General features: G+C 64.0%; 18 protein-coding genes. 5 read left to right on the plus strand and 13 right to left on the minus strand.

Annotated elements, in window-relative coordinates; genetic code table 11:
• Positions 1–5: 5 nt before the first annotated feature.
• The 5 genes from tpiA to rlmE all read right to left on the minus strand — a co-directional run bounded on the left by tpiA (position 6) and on the right by rlmE (position 6,043).
• Positions 6–755 (minus strand): triose-phosphate isomerase, encoded by a 750-nt coding sequence (gene tpiA / locus HUS66_RS14830; protein WP_175071879.1) that lies wholly within the window; start codon positions 753–755, stop codon positions 6–8.
• A 98-nt stretch (positions 756–853) separates the two neighbouring features.
• Positions 854–2,200, minus strand: coding sequence for a phosphoglucosamine mutase (gene glmM, locus HUS66_RS14835; RefSeq protein WP_175071880.1), 1,347 nt, complete (start codon positions 2,198–2,200; stop codon positions 854–856).
• Positions 2,197–3,060: a dihydropteroate synthase gene (gene folP / locus HUS66_RS14840; protein ID WP_254628853.1), complete on the minus strand. Its 864-nt coding sequence runs from the start codon at positions 3,058–3,060 to the stop codon at positions 2,197–2,199. Before folP ends, glmM begins: the two co-directional genes overlap by 4 nt.
• 122 nt (positions 3,061–3,182) lie before the next feature.
• Positions 3,183–5,174, minus strand: a complete 1,992-nt coding sequence (gene ftsH / locus HUS66_RS14845; protein WP_175071882.1) for an ATP-dependent zinc metalloprotease FtsH — start codon at positions 5,172–5,174, stop codon at positions 3,183–3,185.
• A gap of 206 nt (positions 5,175–5,380) precedes the next feature.
• A complete protein-coding gene (gene rlmE, locus HUS66_RS14850) occupies positions 5,381–6,043 on the minus strand; it encodes a 23S rRNA (uridine(2552)-2'-O)-methyltransferase RlmE (RefSeq protein ID WP_175071884.1) in 663 nt (220 codons plus the stop codon).
• 192 nt (positions 6,044–6,235) lie between these two features.
• Between rlmE and yhbY the strand changes: the two genes are divergently transcribed.
• Entirely contained in the window at positions 6,236–6,562 is a 327-nt protein-coding gene (gene yhbY / locus HUS66_RS14855; protein ID WP_175071886.1) for a ribosome assembly RNA-binding protein YhbY, read from the plus strand.
• Positions 6,563–6,696: 134 nt separating this feature from the next.
• On the opposite strand, the gene greA is transcribed toward yhbY, so the two are convergent.
• The 4 genes from greA to dapB form a co-directional block, all read right to left on the minus strand.
• Positions 6,697–7,173: a transcription elongation factor GreA gene (greA, locus tag HUS66_RS14860; protein ID WP_112055920.1), complete on the minus strand. Its 477-nt coding sequence runs from the start codon at positions 7,171–7,173 to the stop codon at positions 6,697–6,699.
• Positions 7,170–10,400, minus strand: coding sequence for a carbamoyl-phosphate synthase large subunit (gene carB, locus HUS66_RS14865; RefSeq protein ID WP_175071888.1), 3,231 nt, complete (start codon positions 10,398–10,400; stop codon positions 7,170–7,172). The genes greA and carB overlap by 4 nt, the downstream gene beginning before the upstream one ends.
• A gap of 55 nt (positions 10,401–10,455) precedes the next feature.
• Positions 10,456–11,601 (minus strand): glutamine-hydrolyzing carbamoyl-phosphate synthase small subunit, encoded by a 1,146-nt coding sequence (gene carA / locus HUS66_RS14870; RefSeq protein ID WP_175071889.1) that lies wholly within the window; start codon positions 11,599–11,601, stop codon positions 10,456–10,458.
• Between the two features lie 309 nt (positions 11,602–11,910).
• Complete coding sequence (dapB, locus tag HUS66_RS14875) at positions 11,911–12,729, minus strand: 4-hydroxy-tetrahydrodipicolinate reductase (RefSeq protein ID WP_175071891.1); 819 nt, start codon at positions 12,727–12,729, stop codon at positions 11,911–11,913.
• Between the two features lie 318 nt (positions 12,730–13,047).
• On the opposite strand from dapB, the gene HUS66_RS14880 reads away from it, so the two are divergent.
• Positions 13,048–14,001, plus strand: coding sequence for an esterase-like activity of phytase family protein (locus HUS66_RS14880; RefSeq protein ID WP_175071893.1), 954 nt, complete (start codon positions 13,048–13,050; stop codon positions 13,999–14,001).
• Here HUS66_RS14880 and HUS66_RS14885 read toward each other — a convergent pair.
• Positions 13,973–14,893 (minus strand): DMT family transporter, encoded by a 921-nt coding sequence (locus HUS66_RS14885; protein ID WP_175071895.1) that lies wholly within the window; start codon positions 14,891–14,893, stop codon positions 13,973–13,975. The genes HUS66_RS14880 and HUS66_RS14885 overlap by 29 nt on opposite strands.
• Positions 14,894–14,906: 13 nt before the next feature.
• Complete coding sequence (locus HUS66_RS14890) at positions 14,907–15,188, minus strand: DUF2218 domain-containing protein (RefSeq protein ID WP_175071897.1); 282 nt, start codon at positions 15,186–15,188, stop codon at positions 14,907–14,909.
• A 224-nt stretch (positions 15,189–15,412) separates the two neighbouring features.
• Between HUS66_RS14890 and HUS66_RS14895 the strand changes: the two genes are divergently transcribed.
• Genes HUS66_RS14895 through HUS66_RS14905 form a run of 3 tightly spaced genes read left to right on the plus strand, consistent with a single transcriptional unit; the run spans position 15,413 to position 18,343 of the window.
• Positions 15,413–16,540, plus strand: coding sequence for an ABC transporter substrate-binding protein (locus HUS66_RS14895; RefSeq protein ID WP_175071899.1), 1,128 nt, complete (start codon positions 15,413–15,415; stop codon positions 16,538–16,540).
• A complete protein-coding gene (locus HUS66_RS14900) occupies positions 16,530–17,600 on the plus strand; it encodes a FecCD family ABC transporter permease (protein WP_175071901.1) in 1,071 nt (356 codons plus the stop codon). The genes HUS66_RS14895 and HUS66_RS14900 overlap by 11 nt, the downstream gene beginning before the upstream one ends.
• Positions 17,594–18,343 (plus strand): ABC transporter ATP-binding protein, encoded by a 750-nt coding sequence (locus HUS66_RS14905; protein WP_175071903.1) that lies wholly within the window; start codon positions 17,594–17,596, stop codon positions 18,341–18,343. Before HUS66_RS14900 ends, HUS66_RS14905 begins: the two co-directional genes overlap by 7 nt.
• Here HUS66_RS14905 and HUS66_RS14910 read toward each other — a convergent pair.
• Positions 18,321–19,217: a DMT family transporter gene (locus HUS66_RS14910; RefSeq protein WP_175071905.1), complete on the minus strand. Its 897-nt coding sequence runs from the start codon at positions 19,215–19,217 to the stop codon at positions 18,321–18,323. The two genes, HUS66_RS14905 and HUS66_RS14910, sit on opposite strands and share 23 nt — an antisense overlap.
• Positions 19,218–19,399: 182 nt before the next feature.
• Entirely contained in the window at positions 19,400–20,539 is a 1,140-nt protein-coding gene (dnaJ, locus tag HUS66_RS14915) for a molecular chaperone DnaJ (protein ID WP_175071907.1), read from the minus strand.
• Positions 20,540–20,555: the final 16 nt, after the last annotated feature.

Below are 20,555 nucleotides of genomic sequence, written 5' to 3' on the forward strand. Positions count from 1 at the left end.
GGGGTTCAACCTGCTGACTGGCAAATGGCTAGAAAATCGTCGACCTGGAGAGAGGCTCCTCCTACCAGACCGCCGTCGATGTCCGGCTGCGCGAGCAGCTCGGCGGCATTGGCAGCCTTCATGCTGCCGCCGTACAACAGACGCAGGCCCTCGGCCAGCGTCGGATCATAGGTCGCAAGATGCGCTCGAAGCGCCGCATGCACCTGCTGAGCCTGTTCAGGCGTCGCGGTACGCCCGGTACCGATGGCCCAGACCGGCTCGTAGGCCACCACCATTCGAGACCGCTCATCCGCGGCGAGAGCGTCGAAGACCGCGGCCAGTTGCCCGAGCACCACCGCTTCGGTGCGGTCGGCATCTCTCTCTTCGAGGGTCTCACCGACGCACAGTACCGGCGTGAGCTCAGCGCCGAGTGCCGCCTTCACCCTAGCCAGCACCTCGGCATCGTCCTCACCAAACAGCTCGCGCCGCTCGGAGTGACCGACCAGCACATAACGGGCCCCACAGTCGCCAAGCATGCTAGCGCTGACTTCGCCCGTGAAGGCACCGCTCGGCTGGTGATACAGCGTCTGGCCGCCCAGCGCTACCGGCAATTCAGCGAATGCCTGATGAGCGGCATGCAGATAGGGTGCCGGCAGCATCAGTGCCACGTCGGCCGTCGCGGGAACGCCGCGCTCTGCAAGGGCGCGAGCGAAGCTATCGACCAGCGCCAGCGAGCCATTCATCTTCCAGTTACCGGCAATCAGCGGAGTACGCATAGTCGGTCCTCTTTCAAGGTGGTGCGAAATGGTATAGGAGCGCTCATAGCATGACAACCAGCACACCACAAGGCATGCCGGCCATCAGCGGGTGTGGCTCAGTCAGCCAGCGACTCGACCTCGCCGGCCAGTCGTCTGGCCAAGCCATCCACATCGAGATGAGGCCGCCCCTCGACCATCACCCGAACCAGTGGCTCGGTGCCGGAGGGACGCAACAGCACACGCCCTTCATTGCCGAGCTCCGCCTCGACGCTGGCCACGGCCTTCTTGAGCGACTCGCTATTCATCAGTGCGCCGCGATCGGTGGTGGCATCGAGGCGCACATTGACCAAGGCCTGAGGCGCCTTTTCGAAGCCTCCCAGTAGCTTGGCCAGCGTCTGGCCCTCGCGGACCATGATCGCCAGCACCTGAAGCGCCGAGACAATGCCGTCGCCAGTGGTCTGGATGTGGCCACAGACGATGTGCCCGGAGGACTCACCACCCAACTGCCAGCCGTTGGCCACCAGGCGCTCCATCACATAGCGGTCGCCGACCTTGGCGCGCTCGAAGGGAATCTCCAGCGCCTCCAGTGCCGCCGCGAGGCCGAAGTTGGACATCAGCGTGCCGACGACCCCGCCACCCAGCTCACCGCGAGCATGACGGTCGCGGGCGATCAGGAACAGGATGTCGTCGCCGTCGAGTTCACGGCCGTCGGCATCGACCAGCAGGACCCGATCACCGTCACCATCGAAAGCGATACCCAGGTCAGCGCCTCGCGAGATCACGGCCGCGCGCAGGCTGGCCGGGTGCGTCGAGCCAACCTCATGATTGATATTGAGACCGTCGGGGCTAGCGCCGACCACGCTGACTTCGGCGCCGAGCTCGCGGAAAACACTGGGCGCGATGTGATAGGTCGCACCATGAGCGCAATCGAGGACGATTTTCAAGCCATGCAGACTGACCCGGTCGGGCACCGTCGACTTGCAGAACTCGATGTAGCGCCCCGGCGCATCGTCGATGCGCACAGCCTTGCCGAGCCGGTCCGGCGCCACGGTAGTCAACGGCGCCTCGAGCATCTCCTCGATGCGCTCCTCGATTTCGTCGGGGAGCTTGGCACCCTCGGCGGAGAAGAACTTGATGCCGTTATCCTCGAAGGGATTGTGCGACGCAGAAATCACGATCCCGGCATGGGCCCGAAAGGTGCGGGTCAGATAGGCAATGGCCGGTGTCGGCATCGGCCCCAGCAGCGAGACATCGACGCCGGCCGCCGAGAGGCCCGACTCGAGTGCCGACTCGAACATATAGCCGGAGATCCGGGTATCCTTGCCAATCAGCACCTTGGTGCGCCCCTCACGGGCCAGTACGCGCCCCACGGCCCAGCCAAGCTTGAGCATGAAGTCAGGAGTGATCGGGTAATCGCCCACGGTGCCACGGATACCGTCGGTACCAAAATAACGTCTGCTCATGGGGTAACCCCCTCCTCCATCACGGCCCAAGTCATGTTCACGGCATCCACACTGGGCCCCACATCGTGGACACGCAGAATCCGTGCGCCGCGCTCGACAGCCAGCGCCGCCAGCGCCAGGCTACCCGGCAGGCGCTCTTCGACCGGGCGATCGAGCACCTTGCCGATCATGCTCTTGCGCGACATGCCGGCGAGAATCGGCAGCCCCAGATCCTTGAGGTCCGCCAGGCGGTTGAGCAGGCGCAGGTTATGTTCAACACTCTTGCCAAAGCCGAACCCCGGATCGAGGATCAGGCGTTCGCGCCGCAGACCCGCCGCCTCGCAGGCACGGATGCGCTCCTCGAGAAAGGCCTTGACCACCTCTTCCACCGGCTGTTCATAGCCCGGGGCACGCTGCATGGTGTCAGGCTCGCCGGCCATGTGCATCACGCACACCGGCAGGCCACTGTGTGCGGCCGCCCCTAACGCACCCTCACGGCGCAGGCCCCTGACATCGTTGAGCATGCCTGCACCCAACGCGGCGGTCTCGCGCATGACCTCGGGGGCGCTGGTATCGACCGATACCAGCGCATCCAGCTCGCGCACCAGGCGCTCGACGACCGGAGCGACCCGATCGAGCTCTTGCTGGGGTGATACCTCGCTTGCTCCAGGGCGGGTCGATTCGCCGCCCACGTCGATGATCGCCGCGCCCTCGGCCAGCATGCGCTCGGCATGGCGCAGCGCATCGTCGATGGCCGCATGCTGGCCACCGTCGGAGAAGGAGTCCGGAGTCACGTTGAGGATCCCCATCACGCGGGGAAAGGAAATATCCAGGCGATGCCGGCCGCACTGCAGCGCATTGGCGCCTTGTCCGTCATTCATGGCTTGCTTGATCCTGCTGACTGGCGATTGGCCCCGCGCGGGGGATGCTGGTGCGCATGATACCCAATAAACGCAAGAGGCGCCCACTAGGGGCGCCTCGCGTCTTGCTGGGATGCCCTGCCTTAATGGCCGGCGGGGCCACCCAAGGGGTCGGAGGGACGGCGACGCGGCTCTTCGTCGTCCTCATCGGCGTTAGACGCGTCCTTGTCGTCTTCCTTGCCGCTGGCCTGATCGTCAGCGCTGGGTGCACCGCCGACCGGTGAACCACTGCCGCCGTCATCATCCCAATCCTTGGGCGGGCGCGGCGGACGGCCATCCATGATGTCGGCGAGCTGATCGGCATCGATGGTTTCGAACTGCATCAGCGCTTCAGCCATGGCGTCCAGCTTGTCGCGATTGTCCTCAAGGATCTGCTTGGCCTGAGCATAGCAGCCATCAATGATGCGACGCACCTCATGATCGAGCTTGGTGGTGGTGTCGCCGGACTTGAACTTGCCGCCACCTTGGCCACCGCCGCCGAGGAACTGATGCGACTCGTCCTCGTCGTACATGATCGGCCCCATCTCTTCGGACAGGCCCCACTTGGCCACCATGTTGTGGGCCAGCTCGGTGGCACGCTTGATGTCGTTGGAGGCGCCGGTGGTGACGCCGTTCGGACCCAGCGTCATTTCCTCGGCCAGCCGGCCACCGAACAGCGAACAGATCTGACTGATGATCTGCTGACGGGACAGGCTGTAACGGTCTTCCTCGGGAAGGAACATCGTTACGCCCAGCGCCCGGCCACGGGGAATGATGGTGACCTTGTAGACCGGGTCATGCTCGGGCATCACTAGGCCGATGATGGCATGGCCGGACTCGTGATAAGCGGTGTTGAGCTTTTCCTTGTCGGTCATGACCATCGACTTGCGCTCAGAGCCCATCATGATCTTGTCTTTGGCAAGATCGAGCTCTTCCATGCCCACCAGGCGCTTGTTGCGACGCGCGGCGAACAGGGCTGCCTCGTTGACCAGGTTGGCCAGGTCGGCGCCGGAGAAGCCGGGAGTACCGCGGGCGATCAGTGACGGCTTGACGTCATCCGCCAGTGGCACCTTGCGCAGGTGAACGCCGAGAATATGCTCGCGGCCACGGATGTCCGGCAGGCCGACGGTAACCTGACGGTCAAAGCGGCCCGGACGCAGCAGCGCCGGGTCGAGCACGTCGGGACGGTTGGTGGCGGCAATGACGATAACGCCTTCGTTGGCTTCGAAGCCATCCATCTCGACCAGCAGCTGGTTCAATGTCTGCTCGCGCTCGTCGTTGCCACCGCCCATGCCGGCGCCACGCGAGCGGCCCACGGCATCGATCTCATCGATGAAGATGATGCAAGGGGCCTGCTTCTTGGCCTGCTCGAACATGTCACGCACACGTGACGCACCGACACCGACGAACATTTCGACGAAGTCGGAGCCAGAGATCGAGAAGAACGGCACCTTGGCTTCACCGGCGATGGACTTGGCGAGCAGCGTCTTACCGGTACCCGGCGGGCCCACCATCAGCACGCCACGGGGAATGGTGCCCCCCAGGCGCTGAAACTTGGACGGGTCACGCAGGAAGTCGACCAGTTCCTCTACTTCTTCCTTGGCCTCGTCGCAGCCGGCGACATCGGCGAAGGTGGTCTTGATCTGATCTTGGGAGAGCAGCTTGGCCTTGGACTTGCCAAAGCTCATCGGCCCGCCCTTGCCGCCGGCACCGCCCTGCATCTGACGCATGAAGAACAGGAAGATGGCGAGGATGATCAGAATCGGGAAGCTGGCGATCAAGAGCCGCGTCCAAAGGCTCTGTTCTTCGGGCTTCTTGCCGACCACGGTGACATCGTTGGCCAACAGGTCATCCATCAGTTTGGGGTCTTGCGCAGACGGCCGAATGGTCTGGAAATCCGACCCGTCGGTGCGCTCACCAGTGATGGTGTAGCCATCGATGGTGACCGTGCGGACCTGCTGGTTCTGCACCTGCTGGACGAACTGAGAGTAGTTCATCGTCTGCGGTGAGTTCTCGACACTGAAGTTGTTGAACACCGTCAGCAGCACCGCCGCGATGACCAACCACAGGATCAGGTTCTTCGCCATATCATTCAAGGGAATACCCTCATTGCTGAAATCAAACTGCCAACGTGGTTATGCGTTCGACACTACAGGAGCCCGGCGCGTTCAACCACCCAACGCCAGCATCGATCAGCATCGCACACTCGGCAGTACATGTCCGTACATGAGAACCATAGCCAATCGCTATGGCCGGCGACGGGCACTCAGCCCTCGCCCAAGCGGCGCAACCCTAAAAGGGATCAGCCGCGAAAACCGTCCGCCAGCAGATAGACTTCCCGCGAACGCGCTCGGGAAGCCTCCGGCTTGCGGGTCATGACCTTGGTAAAACTTCCGCGCAAGTCCTTGAGGTAGGCATCGAAGCCTTCGCCCTGGAAGACCTTGGCTAGAAAGCGGCCGCCGGGTGAAAGCGTCTGGCGGGCCAGATCAAGGGCCAGCTCGACCAGATACATCGCCTGCGGCTGATCGATCGCTGCCATACCACTCATATTGGGGGCCATATCCGACATAACAAGGTCTACCCGCCGCTCACCGAGGGTTTCGAGGATCGCCTCGAGCACTGATTCCTCAGTGAAATCGCCCTGGTGAAAGGTCACGTCGGCCAGCGCATCCATCTCGAGGATGTCAGAGGCGATCACCAGCCCTCGCTCACCGACCTTTTCGGCGGCGACCTGGCTCCAGCCGCCCGGGGCCGCGCCCAGATCGATGACCGTCATGCCTGGCTTGAACAGCTTGTCCTTGGCATCCAGCTCAAGCAATTTGTAGCTTGCCCGACTGCGATAGCCATCCTGCCAGGAGCGCTGCACATACTGGTCGTCGAAGTGTTCCTTGAGCCAATTACCGCTGGTCTTGCTGGCCTGGCCACCGCGTGACCCGGCACTCTTGGAGCTGGTGGAGCGTGCCACGTCATCACCTGAAATGCTTGGGGGATCGAATAACGACTAATAACTACTAGAGGGGCCGGTCACATGGCTTGCGTGGAGGCAATGTTTTCGCAAAGGCTTTCACAAAGACCAACGCTTTCGCAAAGGCTGACTTCCACGTACCATGGCCTGTTAAGCACAATCTGTCAGCACAACCGGAACGATCAAGATATCATGAGCTTGTCACAGGCACAAAAGAAAGCACTGCGCAGCATCGGCCATCACCTCAACCCGGTCGTGACCGTCTCCGAGAACGGCATCTCCGAGGGCGTGCTGGCGGAACTCGACCGCGCCCTGGGCGACCATGAGCTGATCAAGGTCAAGCTGGCCATCCCCGAGCGTGACGACCGCGCTGCCGTAATCGCCGAGCTGACCAAGGCCGCTGGCGCCGTCAACGTGCAGAGCATCGGCAAGGTGGTGCTGCTCTACCGCGCCAACCCCAAGGCCAATCCCAAGCTCTCCAATATCAAGCGCTTCGAAGAGCACCACGGCCGGCGCTGACGCGCTTCGCGCGAGCTGGAAGCTGGAAGCTGGAAGCCCAGCAGGATCAACAGCTTCAGAAATCGAAACACCCCCGCAGCGGCGCTGCGGGGGTGTTTTTCTTCCAGCTTCCAGCTTAAGGCTTCGAGCTGGGGTCAGAGGTGCTCGACGCTGCCGATCTCGTATTCGACCTCGCCGCCGGGGGTCTTGACCACGACCACATCGCTCTCTTCCTTGCCGATCAGGGCACGGGCGATCGGAGAGGTGACCGAGATCTTGCCGGACTTGATGTCGGCTTCGTCCTCGCCAACGATCCGATAGCGCACTTCCTCGTCGTTATCCAGATTGATCAGCTCGACGGTCACGCCGAAGATCACCTTGCCGGTCTTGGGCAGCTTGGTGACGTCGATCACCTGAGAGCTCGAGAGCTTGCCCTCGATCTCCTGGATACGACCTTCGATAAAGCCCTGCTGCTCACGAGCGGCATGGTATTCGGCGTTCTCCTTGAGATCGCCGTGCTCACGGGCCTCGGCGATGGCGGCGATCACCTGGGGGCGCTCCACGCTCTTGAGCTGTTCAAGCTCTTGTCGCAGGCTCTGCTCGCCGGCCACGGTCATCGGGACCTTGTTCATTGTGTCGCTCCTGCATGCAGTTCCTGAAGCCGCCGCACCGTGATCTGATTGCCGTACTCAAGCGCCAGACAAACGGCCCGCGCCCCCGCCAACGTGGTGGCGTAGGGGACCTTGCGGGCGAGGGCGGTGCGACGGATGACCGAGGAGTCGGTGATGGCTTGGCGCCCCTCGGTGGTATTGACGATGTAGGCCACCTCGTCGTTCTTGAGCATGTCGACGATATGCGGCCTGCCTTCATTGACCTTGTTCACGGACTCGACGGCAATGCCCGCGGCCTCGAGGGCGCGTGCAGTGCCGCGGGTGGCGCAAAGGGTAAAGCCTAATTCTATCAAAGAATGGGCCACCTCGATAACGCCCTCCTTGTCGGGTTCGCGGACCGACAGGAAGGCCTTGCGCTCGCCGGTCAGGCGCGGAATCGCCTCGCCAGCGCCCAGCTGCGCCTTGTAGAAGGCCTCGGCAAAGGTCTCGCCCGAGCCCATCACCTCACCGGTAGACTTCATCTCCGGCGCCAGGATCGGGTCGACGCCCGGGAACTTGTTGAAGGGGAAGACCGCCTCCTTGACGCTGTAGAAATGCGGCACGATCTCGCGGGTGAAGCCCTGAGAGGCCAGGGTCTGACCCGCCATGCAGCGCGCCGCGACCTGTGCAAGCGAGGTGCCGATGCACTTCGACACGAAGGGTACGGTACGCGAGGCGCGCGGATTGACCTCGATGACGTAGATCTCGCCGTCCTGCCAGGCGAGCTGCACGTTCATCAGACCCACCACATTGAGCTCCACCGCCATGCGCTTGATCTGGTCACGCATCTCGTCCTGCACATCGGCCGGCAGCGAATACGGCGGCAGCGCACAGGCAGAGTCACCGGAGTGCACGCCGGCCTGCTCGATGTGCTGCATGATGCCGCCGATCACCACCTGCTCGCCGTCGCTGACCGCGTCCACATCGACCTCGATGGCCGCCTTGAGGAAGTGGTCCAGCAGCACCGGCGAGTCGTTGGAGACCTTGACCGCATGGGTCATATAGCGCTCCAGCTCGGTGGCTGAATAGACGATTTCCATCGCCCGGCCGCCCAGCACGTAGGAGGGGCGCACCACCAGCGGGTAACCGATGGCCTCGGCCTTGGCAAAGGCATCCTCGAAGCTTCTGGCGGTGGCGTTGGGCGGCTGCTTGAGGCCCAGCTTATCGATCATGTGCTGGAAGCGCTCACGGTCCTCGGCGCGGTCGATGGCATCCGGAGTCGTGCCGATGATCGGCACGCCGGCGGCCTCAAGGGCGCGCGCCAGCTTGAGCGGCGTCTGGCCGCCGAACTGCACGATCACGCCCTCCGGGCGCTCCTTGTCGGCAATTTCCAGCACGTCCTCCAGGGTCACCGGCTCGAAGTAGAGACGGTCGGAGATGTCGTAGTCGGTGGACACGGTCTCCGGATTGCAGTTGACCATGATGGTTTCAAAGCCATCCTCGCGCATGGCGAGCGCCGCGTGCACGCAGCAATAGTCGAACTCGATACCCTGGCCGATGCGGTTGGGCCCGCCGCCCAGCACCATGATCTTCTTCTTGTCGCTGACCTCGGCCTCGCACTCCTCCTCGTAGGTGGAGTACATGTAGGCGGTGTCGGAGGCGAACTCGGCGGCACAGGTGTCGACGCGCTTGTAGACCGGGCGCACGTCATGGCCGTGGCGCGTCTTGCGGAACTCGCCCTCGGACACGCCGAGCAGGGCCGCCAGGCGAGCGTCACTGAAGCCCTTGCGCTTGAGTGCGAAGATCTCGCGGCCACTCAAGTCGGACAGCGAGCGGCGCTTGAGGTCTTCCTCGTGGCGAATCAGGTCCTCGAGCTGCACCAGGTACCAGCGGTCGACGTTGGTCAGCGCGAAGATCTCGTCGACGGAAAGACCGGCGCGCATGGCGTCGGCGATATAGAAGATGCGCTCGGCGCCGGCGGCCTGCAGCTCGCCCTTCACGTGCGCCATGCTCTCCGGCGAATAGTCGTCGACCACCGGGTCGAGACCGTCCTTGCCGGTTTCCATGCCACGCAGTGCCTTCTGCAGCGACTCCTGGAAGGTACGACCGATCGCCATCACCTCGCCCACCGACTTCATCTGGGTAGTCAGGCGATCGTTGGCCTGGGGGAACTTCTCGAAGGTGAAGCGCGGAATCTTGGTGACGACGTAGTCGATGGCCGGCTCGAAGGACGCCGGGGTACGACCGCCGGTGATGTCGTTGTTGAGCTCATCGAGGGTGTAGCCCACCGCCAGCTTGGCGGCGATCTTGGCGATCGGGAAGCCGGTGGCCTTGGAGGCCAGCGCCGATGAACGCGACACCCGCGGATTCATCTCGATCACCACCATGCGGCCGGTGTTCGGGTCGACGCCGAACTGCACGTTGGAGCCACCGGTCTCGACGCCGATCTCGCGCAGCACCGCAAGCGATGCGTCGCGCATGATCTGATATTCCTTGTCGGTCAGCGTCTGGGCCGGGGCCACGGTGATCGAATCGCCGGTGTGCACGCCCATCGGGTCGAAGTTCTCGATGGCGCAGACGATGATGCAGTTATCGTTCTTGTCACGAACGACCTCCATCTCGTATTCCTTCCAGCCGAGCAGCGACTCGTCGATCAGCAGCTCATGATTGGTGGAAAGCTCGAAGCCGCGGTCGCAGATCTCCTGGAACTCTTCCTTGTTGTAGGCCACGCCGCCACCGGAGCCGCCCATGGTGAAGGACGGCCGGATGATGGTCGGGAAGCCGAGCTCGGCCTGGATTTCCCAGGCTTCGTCCATGGAGTGGGCGACCTTGGCCTTGGGGCACTCCAGGCCGATCTTCTTCATCGCCTGGTCGAAGCGATCACGATCCTCGGCCTTATCGATGGTATCGGCATTGGCACCGATCATCTCCACGCCGTACTTGTCGAGCACGCCGTGCTTGTCGAGCTCCAGAGCGCAGTTCAGCGCGGTCTGGCCGCCCATGGTCGGCAGCACCGCATCGGGGCGCTCGGCCTCGATGATCTTCTCCACCGCTTCCCAGGTGATCGGCTCGATGTAGGTGGCATCGGCCATCACCGGGTCGGTCATGATGGTCGCCGGGTTGGAGTTGACCAGGATGACCCGGTAGCCCTCCTCGCGCAGAGCCTTGCAGGCCTGGGCGCCGGAATAGTCGAATTCGCAGGCCTGGCCGATGACGATCGGGCCAGCGCCAATGATCAGGATGCTCTGGATATCGGTACGCTTGGGCATGACGTTTCCCGCAGAAAAAAGGTGACAGACGACGGCGCGATCGAGCAGGAGCCGCTTAGCGGCGGGCCTGCATCAGGTCAACGAACTTGTCGAACAGCGGCGCGACATCGCGCGGGCCGGGGCTCGCTTCAGGGTGGCCCTGGAAGCTGAACGCCGGGCGATCGGTGCGCTCGATGCCCTGCAGCGAGCCATCGAACAGCGAGCGATGCGTCGCGCGCAGCGTGTCCGGCAGGCTCGCTTCGTCGGCGGCAAAGCCGTGGTTCTGGCTGGTAATCATCACCTGGCCGCTCTCGAGGTCTTGGACCGGATGGTTGGCGCCGTGGTGGCCAAACTTCATCTTGGTGGTCTTGGCACCGCTGGCCAGCGCCAGCAGCTGATGACCCAGGCAGATGCCGAACACCGGCAGTTCGGTGTCGAGGATCTCGCGGATCGCCGTGATCGCGTAATCGCAGGGCTCGGGGTCGCCCGGGCCATTGGCCAGGAAGATACCGTCCGGGTTGAGCGCCAGCACCTCGGCGGCCGGGGTCTGGGCCGGCACCACGGTCAGGCGGCAGCCGCGGGAGGCCAACATGCGCAGGATGTTGCGCTTGACGCCGAAATCATAAGCGACCACATGGAAGGGGCGCTCATCGGCGGCGGTATCGGCATAGCCCTGACCCAGGGTCCACTCGCCTTCGCTCCACTCATACGGACTCTGACAGGACACCACCTTGGCCAGATCCATGCCCTTGAGGCCCGGGAAGGCCTTGGCCGCAGCCAGGGCGCGCTCGACGGCGTCATCGCCTTCGGCATCCGGGCCGGCCAGGATGGCACCGTTCTGAGCACCCTTGTCCCGCAGGATGCGGGTCAGCCGGCGGGTATCGATATCGGCGATACCGAGCACGTTCTGGCTTCTCAGGTAGTCGTCGAGGCGCTGCTCGCTACGAAAGTTGCTGGCCAGCAGCGGCAGATCGCGGATCACCAGACCGGCAGCGGCAATGGCGCCGGATTCGACGTCTTCTGAATTGATGCCGGTGTTGCCGATGTGGGGATAGGTGAGGGTGACGATCTGTCGGGTGTAGGAGGGGTCGGTGAGAATTTCTTGGTAACCGGTCATGGCGGTATTGAACACCACTTCACCGCTGGTTTGCCCATCGGCGCCGATCGCGGTGCCATGGAATACGCTGCCATCTTCCAAGGCCAATATCGCGGGTTTGTTCAACGCAACTTCCTCCCATGCTCAGGAGACCGTCAGGGGCAACGGCCTCATCGTCCGACGACTAGTGTGCTTTCTGGCGGCGGGTGCTGCCGGCGGCTCGTAAAAAAGCGGGACGAAACCCGAAAAACCGGTTTCATCCCGCTTGTTGTCATTCGCTCGGTGCCTGCTGGGGCGATTCGCTACAAGCGAGGTGCGATTCGCTACAAGCGTGGCAACATCGCCCTGCCAAAAAATTTGATCTATGTTACCGGAATCACCGCCCGGCGGCTAGCCCTTTGGTCCAATGGACGCCAGAGGCCGTGAGGGTTTGCGTTACTTCAGTTCAAGCACATCCTGCATGTCATAGCGGCCGGCCTCACGGCCGGACACCCAGCGCGCCGCACGCACCGCGCCCTTGGCAAAGGTCATGCGGCTCGAGGCCTTGTGGGTAATCTCGATGCGCTCGCCTTCGGTGGCAAACATCACCGTGTGCTCACCGACGATATCGCCGGCGCGCACGGTGGCGAAACCGATCTCCTTGTCGATGCGGGGACCGCATTGGCCGACCCGCTCGAAGACGCCGTATTCCTTGAGGGGGCGCTCCAGCGCATCGGCCATCACCTCGCCCATCTTCAGGGCCGTGCCGGAGGGCGCATCGACCTTGTGGCGATGGTGAGACTCGATCACCTCGATATCGTAGCCCTCATCGCCCAAGGCCTTGGCGGCGGTCTCCAGCAGTTTGAGGGTCAGGTTGACGCCGACGCTCATGTTGGGCGCGAAGACCATCGGCACCCGGTCACGATAGCCGTCGAGCTCGGCGAGCTCATCGTCGGAAAGCCCGGTGGTGCCAATCACGATCGCCTTGCCATGCTCGGCGCACAGCGCCAGGTTGGAAAGCGTCACCTGCGGGGCGGTGAAGTCGATCAGCACATCGACGTCATCGAGCACGGCGGCAAGGGAGTCGCTTGCCACCACGCCGAGCTTGCCGAGACCCGCAAGCTCGCCGAGATCGGCACCCGCCAGCGAGCTACCGGACTCGACGATGCCCGCGGCCAGAATGGCCTCCGGATCCTGAGTGACGGCGCTGACCAGGGTGCGGCCCATGCGGCCAGCGGCACCGACGATGGCAATGCGGGTAGCGTGAGAGGACATAGGGTCTCCAGGCGGTTGGCGACACTCGCGGGGGCAAATCGCGGAGCATCACGAGGCAGGTCGTGTCAGTGGAACGACGTCGTACAAAAGTCGCGGGAGTATAGCAAGGGTCGACGCACCGCGTCTGTCATGCGCACGACTCGCGACTGGCCTAAGCTCGAAGGGATCATCACACCGGTTGCCACCATGCCTCGTCCCTATCGGCCCTACTGGCCTGTCTCGTGCCCTCACTCAGCTCATCACGCAGACCCGCGAGCAGGCGCTCGTACACAGCCCCGGCGCCTGCTGCTGCGCATTGCCGTCTGGCTGCTGCCTGTCATGATCACCCTCGCCCTGGTGCCCCTGGGCTGTGCGGGCGGCGTTAGCCCCACCCAGCTGGCCCCGCCCACCGGCGCGCCCCAGCCAGGCATCGAGGAGTGTGGCACCCTCAAACTGCCCTCCGAATGGCAGCCTGAGGGCGGGGGTAGCCCCCTGAACGGCACGGCGCTGGGCGGCCTCTCGGCACTGGGCTGGGACAGCGACGCCCAGCGGCTCTACCTGCTATCCGATCGAGGCCAGCTGTACCAGGCGCGCCTCGACTTCACGGCCGGCAGGCTAAGCGGCTTCAGCCTGCTCGCTACCCTGCCTCTCAAGAGTGCCGATGGCCAGCCGCTCGAGGACGACGCGGCGGATGCCGAATCGCTGATCGTCGAGGATGGCGCCAACGGAGTTGCTGGCGACGCTACCCTGCTGGTTGGCTTTGAGCGCCAACACCGCCTGCAACGTTTCACTCCTGACGGCCAGCCGGTGGGGCAGCCCATGCGGCCAACCGGCTTCGAGGGCGCCGACTTCAACGCCGGCGCCGAGGCACTCGCTATCGACCGTCGCGAGGGCTTGGTCGTCGGCCTGGAAGGCCCACCTGAGGGCATGCCTGCGGGCATTACTCGCCTGTTCGCCCCCGCCAGCGGCCGACAGTGGCGCTACACCTTGGCGCCGGAAGCCGGCAGCGGCCTGACGGCTCTGGAAGGAAACGGCGACACCCTGCTGGCGCTGGAGCGAGCCTTCGCGCCGCCGGCGCCATTGGTGATCAGCCTGCGTCGCGTGCGCCTCACCGACAGCGGGGAGGCCGAGGTCGAAACCCTCGCGCGCCTTTCCAGCGGCGAGGGCTGGCGACTGGATAACTTCGAGGGGCTGACACGGCTCGATGATGGCCGCTTCCTGATGGTCAGCGACGACAACTTCATCGCCCTGCAGACGACCCTGCTCAGCTGTTTCTCGCTGCCCAGCGACTGAGGACATCGTCGCGCCACAGCAATGCCATCGCCGCCAGCACCAGCACGCTACCCGGCAACCATGCCCAGCCAAGCCGATCGGGCGCCTGAAGAAACAGCAGCAGCATCGACACGAAGGGCACAAGGTAGCCATAGGCCGTCACGGCAGCGGGGGTGAGCACGGCGGTGGCCCGCTGTTGCAACCAGAAGGTCACGGCGCTGGAGAAAAGCCCCAGGTAGACCACGACCAGGACATCTCGGAGGCGCATCGTGGATAGCGCCGCAGCAGGCTCAACGACAAGGCCCATGGCGCCGATCAGGCCACCACCCAGCGCTAGACTCCAGAAGGCCCGCACCGTCGCCGAAGTCGACAGCCAACCTCGAGCAAGCCCCCATTTGGACAATACCGGATAGAGCGCACTGGCCATGCAGCCAAGCAGAAACACCGCCTCGCCACACCCGAACACGACCTCGGAGCCTGTACCGTCCTGACTTCCGGCCTCGGCAAGCGCCAACAGCAGCGCCCCGGCGGCGCCCATGGCAAGAATCAGGGGCAGCCGCCAGCCGCGTCGTTCGAGCCCCGCGGCGAGGCCGAATAAAAAGGCCAGCAACGGCACACTGACGAACAGCGTGGCCATCGATAGCGCCGTCGCATAGTGAGCCGCCCAGAACATGGCCGCAAAGAAGCCGGCGAGGCACGACCCCATCAACCCATAAAGCAGCCAGGCAGCGCCAAGGGGCCAGCGATCCGGCGCTCGCCTGGCCAGCCCCCAGAGCGCCATTGCCGCTACCGCAAAGCGCAGCGCCGTCAGCAACATCGGCGGCAGGTCAGCGCCGATCAGCCCCACCGCCGGAAACGACAGGCCGACCAGCAGTGCCCACAGCAGCAGGCCGAGGTGAGCCTTGAGGATCATCGAGCGCGTCTAGTCAGTTTTCCCAGACCAATGTCAGCGGCTCATCGCCGGCCATGCGCTCCAGGTGGCTCGCCACCACGCCTTCGAGCGTATCGAGGCTCTCGACATCCAGCGCCTCGACGGCCACTCGCAAGTGCGTGGCATCGGCCTCCATCAGACAGGTGCCAGCGTCGAAATGGACACGACCATGCCCCTCTTCGTGCTCGACTTGAAACTTGTGCGCCCAGTGCTTGCACAGGCGCTTGATCAGCTTGTCCCCGGATTCAGTGGGAATTTCGGTACGTGAAATGGGCATCGTGAACTCTGCACTCCTAAGTGATGAGGCTTCAGCCTAAGACCGCGCCTCAAAGAGCGCCACCCCTAAGGGTCAACAGCACCCAAGCTCTCTGGACGCTGCTGGGGGATTGCGACATACTGCGCCCCATTTGCAAATAAGAATCAAAACCAGAAAGTAACCGAATCCATCAGCTCCTGCTGACCGATTTCGACGTGACCCAACAACGAGTACGACATCCGCACATGCATACCTCACTGCTCAAGCCCGTCATTGGCACGGCCATCGCCCTCAGTTGCATGGCCGCTCAGGCCGATCCCATCACCGTCACGGACATCGCCGGCCGCGAGGTCACTGTCGAGGCTCCAGTGGAACGCGTGATCCTGGGCGAAGGCCGCCAAATCTATCTCTTGGGGGCACTGGAGCCCGAAGATCCCTTCGCGCACGTGGTCGGCTGGCGCAAGGACTTTTCCGAGGCCGATCCGGACAACTACGCGGCCTATGCCGCCGAGTTCCCAGGACTGAAGGACATCCCAACCTTCGGCGGCTTCAAGGATGGTACCTTCGACGTCGAGCAGGCCGCCACGCTGCAGCCGGACGTGGTGCTGATGAACCTCGAAGCCAAGGCGGCTACCGAGGATGCCGCCTACGACGACAAGCTGGCCCAGCTCGGCATCCCGATCGTCTATGTGGACTTCCGCGAGGATCCCATCAGGCACACCATCCCCTCCATGCGCCTGATGGGCCGCCTGCTGGGCGATGAGGCAAAGGCGCAGGCCTTCATCGATTTCGCCGAAGCACAGATGGCTCGCGTCACCGACATGATCGAGGCTGCCGACCCCGAGCGCCCGACGGTCTTCGTTGACCGTGCCGGCGGCTACTCGGAAGACTGCTGCATGAGCTTCGGGCCGGCCAACTTCGGTGAGTATGTCGAGCTCGCCGGCGGCACCAACATCGCCGCCGATATCATTCCCAACACCTTCGGCACCCTCAATCCCGAGCAGATCATCGCTGCCAACCCCGACCACGTGGTCGTCACCGGCGGCAGCTGGGACGCCTATGTGCCCGACGGAAACTGGGTCGGCGTGGGGCCGGGTGCCGACCTGGACGTGGCCAGAGAAAAGCTTCAAGCGCTGACCGAGCGCACCGCCATGACCGGCATCAACGCCGTCAAGAATGACAACTTCCACGCCATCTGGCACCAGTTCTACAACAGTCCCTATTACTTCGTGGCCGTGCAGCAGCTTGCCAAATGGCTGCATCCGGAACTGTTCAGCGACCTGGACCCAGAGGCGACGCTAAAGACCCTGCATGAGCGCTTCCTGCCGGTCGATTACCAAGCCGGATATTGGGTTTCCTTGAATGAGCACTGAGACGGCCTTAAGCACCGCCGCCCCGAAAGAAGGAGGGTTCTACCGCGCCTTGGTGATCAAGCGCCAGCTGATTCTGGCCGCCCTCACCCTGGCGCTTGCCCTGAGCCTATGCTTTGACCTGGCACTTGGGCCAGCGCGCTATGGCCTGGGCCAAGTGATCACCGCCCTGCTGACACCGGACGTCGTGAGCGAGCCGGTCAGGGTCATCCTGTGGGAAATCCGCATGCCTGTCGCGCTGATGGCACTGGTGGTGGGCGCCAGCCTATCGATCGCCGGCGCCCAGATGCAGACCATCCTCAGCAACCCGCTGGCCAGCCCCTTCACGCTAGGCATCTCCGCCGGCGCCAGCTTCGGCGCCGCGCTGGCACTGGCCTTTGGAGTGTCTCTGGTGCCGACGGCGGTCGACTACATCATCCCGATCAATGCCTTCGTGATGGCCATGCTGACCGCCGGCGCCATTCATTTGCTGAGCATGCGGCGCGGCGTCACCATCGAGACCATCGTGCTGCTGGGCATCGCCATGGTGTTCATCTTCAACTCGCTGATGGCACTGATCCAGTTCTTCGCCAGCCAGCAAGCGGTGTCGGCGGTGGTGTTCTGGACCATGGGCAGCCTGACCAAGGCCACCTGGTCCAAGCTGTGGATCGCCCTTGGCGTGCTGGCCGTTATCCTGCCGCTGCTGGCGCGTCATGGCTGGGCGCTGACCGCCATGCGCATGGGCGATGCCAAGGCCGAGAGCCTGGGCGTCAACCCGAGGGCGCTGCGCTTAGAGGTGCTGGTGCTGGTCTCGCTGCTGGCCGCCATCTCGGTTGCCTTCGTCGGCACCATCGGCTTTATCGGCCTGGTCGGGCCGCATATCGCCCGCATGCTGCTGGGGGAAGACCAACGTTTCTTCTTGCCTGGCTCGGCGCTCTGCGGCGCCCTGATCCTCTCGGTTGGCTCCGTGCTGTCGAAGATCATCCTGCCCGGCACCATTATCCCCATCGGCATCATCACCTCGCTGGTGGGCATTCCGTTCTTCCTGTTCCTCGTGCTACGCCACAAGAAGGCTTCATGGTAACGCTTACGCTAGAACACCTTTCGGCACACTACGGCCGGCGCCAAATTCTCTCGGAGATCACCACGCCCACCTTCGCCGGCGGCCAGATCGTGTCTCTGCTAGGCCCCAACGCCGCCGGCAAGTCGACCCTCTTTCGGCGCATCCTTGGGCTGCTCAAGGGCGGCGGCGAAGTGCGTATCGAGGGCGCCACCAGCGAGCGCCCGGTGGCCTACATGCCCCAGGAAACGGGGTCCACTGCGGTGCTAACGGTCTACGAATCGGTGCTGCTGGCACGCATGCAGGGGCGTAGCCTGAAGGTTCAGCCCGAAGACCTGCGCGAGGTGGATCGCGCCCTCGAGGACCTGGGCATCGAAACACTGAGCAAGCGCGATATCGGCGACCTCAGCGGCGGGCAGCGGCAGCTGGTGAGCGCGGCGCAAGCGCTGGTGCAGGCGCCCGAAATCCTGCTCCTGGACGAGCCGACCTCGGCGCTGGACCTTCACCGCCAGATCAGCCTGCTAAGCATCCTGCGGCGGCTGGCCCGCGAGCGGGAGATGCTGGTCATCGCCTCGCTACACGACATCGGCCATGCGCTGCGCTTCACCGACCAGGCCATGGTGCTGGAAAACGGCCAGCTGGTGGCCTGCGGCACCACCGAGCAGGTGGTGACCCCGACATTGCTGCGCCACGTCTTTCAGGTCGATGCCCGTATCGAGCCATGCTCGATGGGGCGCCCCCAGCTCATCGTCGAAGCAGCCGTTTAAACCGTCCCTCGAAGCCCGCGAGGGCCGCACCGCCCAACACCAGCGGCAGGGCCAGCAAGAAGCCGCTGGTGAGTGGCAGGCCGAATATCCACAGGTCAGCCAGTACCGGCCAGATCAGCGCCACATACTCGAACGGCGCCAGACGCGAGACCTCGGCGTAGCGCAGCGCCAGCGTCATGCAGATATGCGCCGCCCCGCCGAACAGCCCCGACAGCACCAGCAAGCCAAGGGTCTCGCCGGATACGGCCACCCAACCCAGCGGCAGTGTCGCCAGCCCCGCCAGGGTCGTGACCATCACGAAGTAGAAGGCGATGGAGGCCGCCGTTTCGGTGCGCGAAATGCGCCGCACGGTCATCAATGCCCCCGCCGTCAGCAAGGCCGCCAGGATACCCAACAGATACCCCAGCACACGCACGCCTTCCTGAGGGCCCTGCAGGTCCGGCACCACCAGCACCGCGACGCCGCTGAGCACCAGCGCCAGGGCGAGCGCCCGGTGCAGGGAAAACCGCTCGCCCAGCAGCAGCACCCCGCCCACCGCCATGGCCACCGGCGACAGCTGTGCCAGAAGGGTGGCTTCGGCCACCGGCAGTCTCGCCACGGCCGCGAAGGAGGCAAACATGGCCGCCGCTCCCAGCCCCGAGCGCATCAGGTGCCCGAGCGGGCGGCGAGTCGCCAGGGCCCTCGGGAACTCCCGCCGCCAGGCCATGAAGATCACGATCGGCAACAGCGCGAACAGCGAGCGAAAGAACACGGTCTGCCCCAGCGGCACATCCACGCTCACCGCCTTGACGCATACCATCATCCCGGTGAAGAGGATGCCTGATAGCAGCCTGAGCAGAATGCCGGCCAAAGACCGATCCGCAACATCGTCCATGAGTGTCCTTATCGGTCTAATCGAGTCCCAAGGGGCGCCGCGACGTGCCATCGAAAAGGCGGCTCACCGGCGAGCGAGGCAATATGGTACACGGTAATCAGGAATTATTCCCATCTTCAGACACAAAAGCCCCGCTCCCTTAACAGAGAGCGGGGCCTTGGTCCTTAAGGAAAGAAACCGACTTACGGTTTCATGTCCTCGAAGAACTTCTTCACGCCGTCGAAGAAGCTGGTCTTCTTCGGCGAGTGATGGTTGTTGCTGCCTTCCAGGCTGTCCTGGAACTGGCGCAACAGGTCCTTCTGGTCATCGCTGAGCTTGACCGGTGTCTCCAGCACGACCTTGCACAACAGATCGCCTGCTGGGCCGCCGCGCACCGGCTTGACGCCCTTGCCGCGCATGCGGAACAGCTTGCCGGTCTGGGTCTCGGGCGGAATCTTCAGCTTGACCCGGCCATTCAGGGTCGGCACTTCGAGCTCACCGCCGAGGGCGGCGTCGACGAAGTTGATCGGCACTTCGCACTGCAGATCGCGCCCGTCGCGGCGGAAGATCTTGTGCGGCTTGATCGCCACCTGCACGTAGAGATCGCCGGGCGGGCCACCGTTGATGCCGGCCTCGCCTTCGGCGTTGAGGCGAATGCGATCGCCGGTATCGACGCCCGCGGGAATCTTCACCGACAGGGTACGCGTCTCGCGCACGCGACCTTCGCCATGACATTCGTGGCACGGCACCTTGATCTGCTGGCCACTGCCGTGACAGGTCGGGCAGGTCTGCTGCACGGCGAAGAAGCCCTGCTGCATGCGCACCTGGCCGTGGCCGGCACAGGTCGGGCAGGTTTCCTTGGTGGAGCCGGGCTCGGCACCACCGCCGTCACAGCGGCCGCATTCGACGTGGCGTGGCACACGGATATCCACCGAAGTGCCGGCCACCGCATCCTCTAGATCGAGCTCGAGGTTGTAGCGCAGGTCGGAGCCGCGCTGCGGGGCGTTCGGGTGGCGTCGACCACCACCGCCGCCGAAGATGTCGCCGAACACATCGCCGAAGATATCGCTGAAGCCGCCGGCACCGGCGCCGCCGCCGAAACCACCGCCGGCCTGGCCATCGACACCGGCATGACCGAACTGGTCGTAGGCCGCACGCTTCTCGGCGTCGCTCAGCACCTCGTAGGCCTCGGAGACCTCTTGGAACTTCTGCTGCGCACCTTCGTCATCCGGATTGCGGTCCGGGTGAAACTTCTGGGCAAGGCGTCGGTAGGCTTTCTTGACCTCTTTCTGGTCGGCCCCGCGCTCGATGCCCAGAACTTCATAGTAATCACGTTTGGACATGGGTCTGTCCGCCTCC

Origin of the sequence: Onishia taeanensis (assembly GCF_013349955.1) — a bacterium.
Taxonomy (GTDB): Bacteria; Pseudomonadota; Gammaproteobacteria; order Pseudomonadales; family Halomonadaceae; genus Onishia; species Onishia taeanensis_B.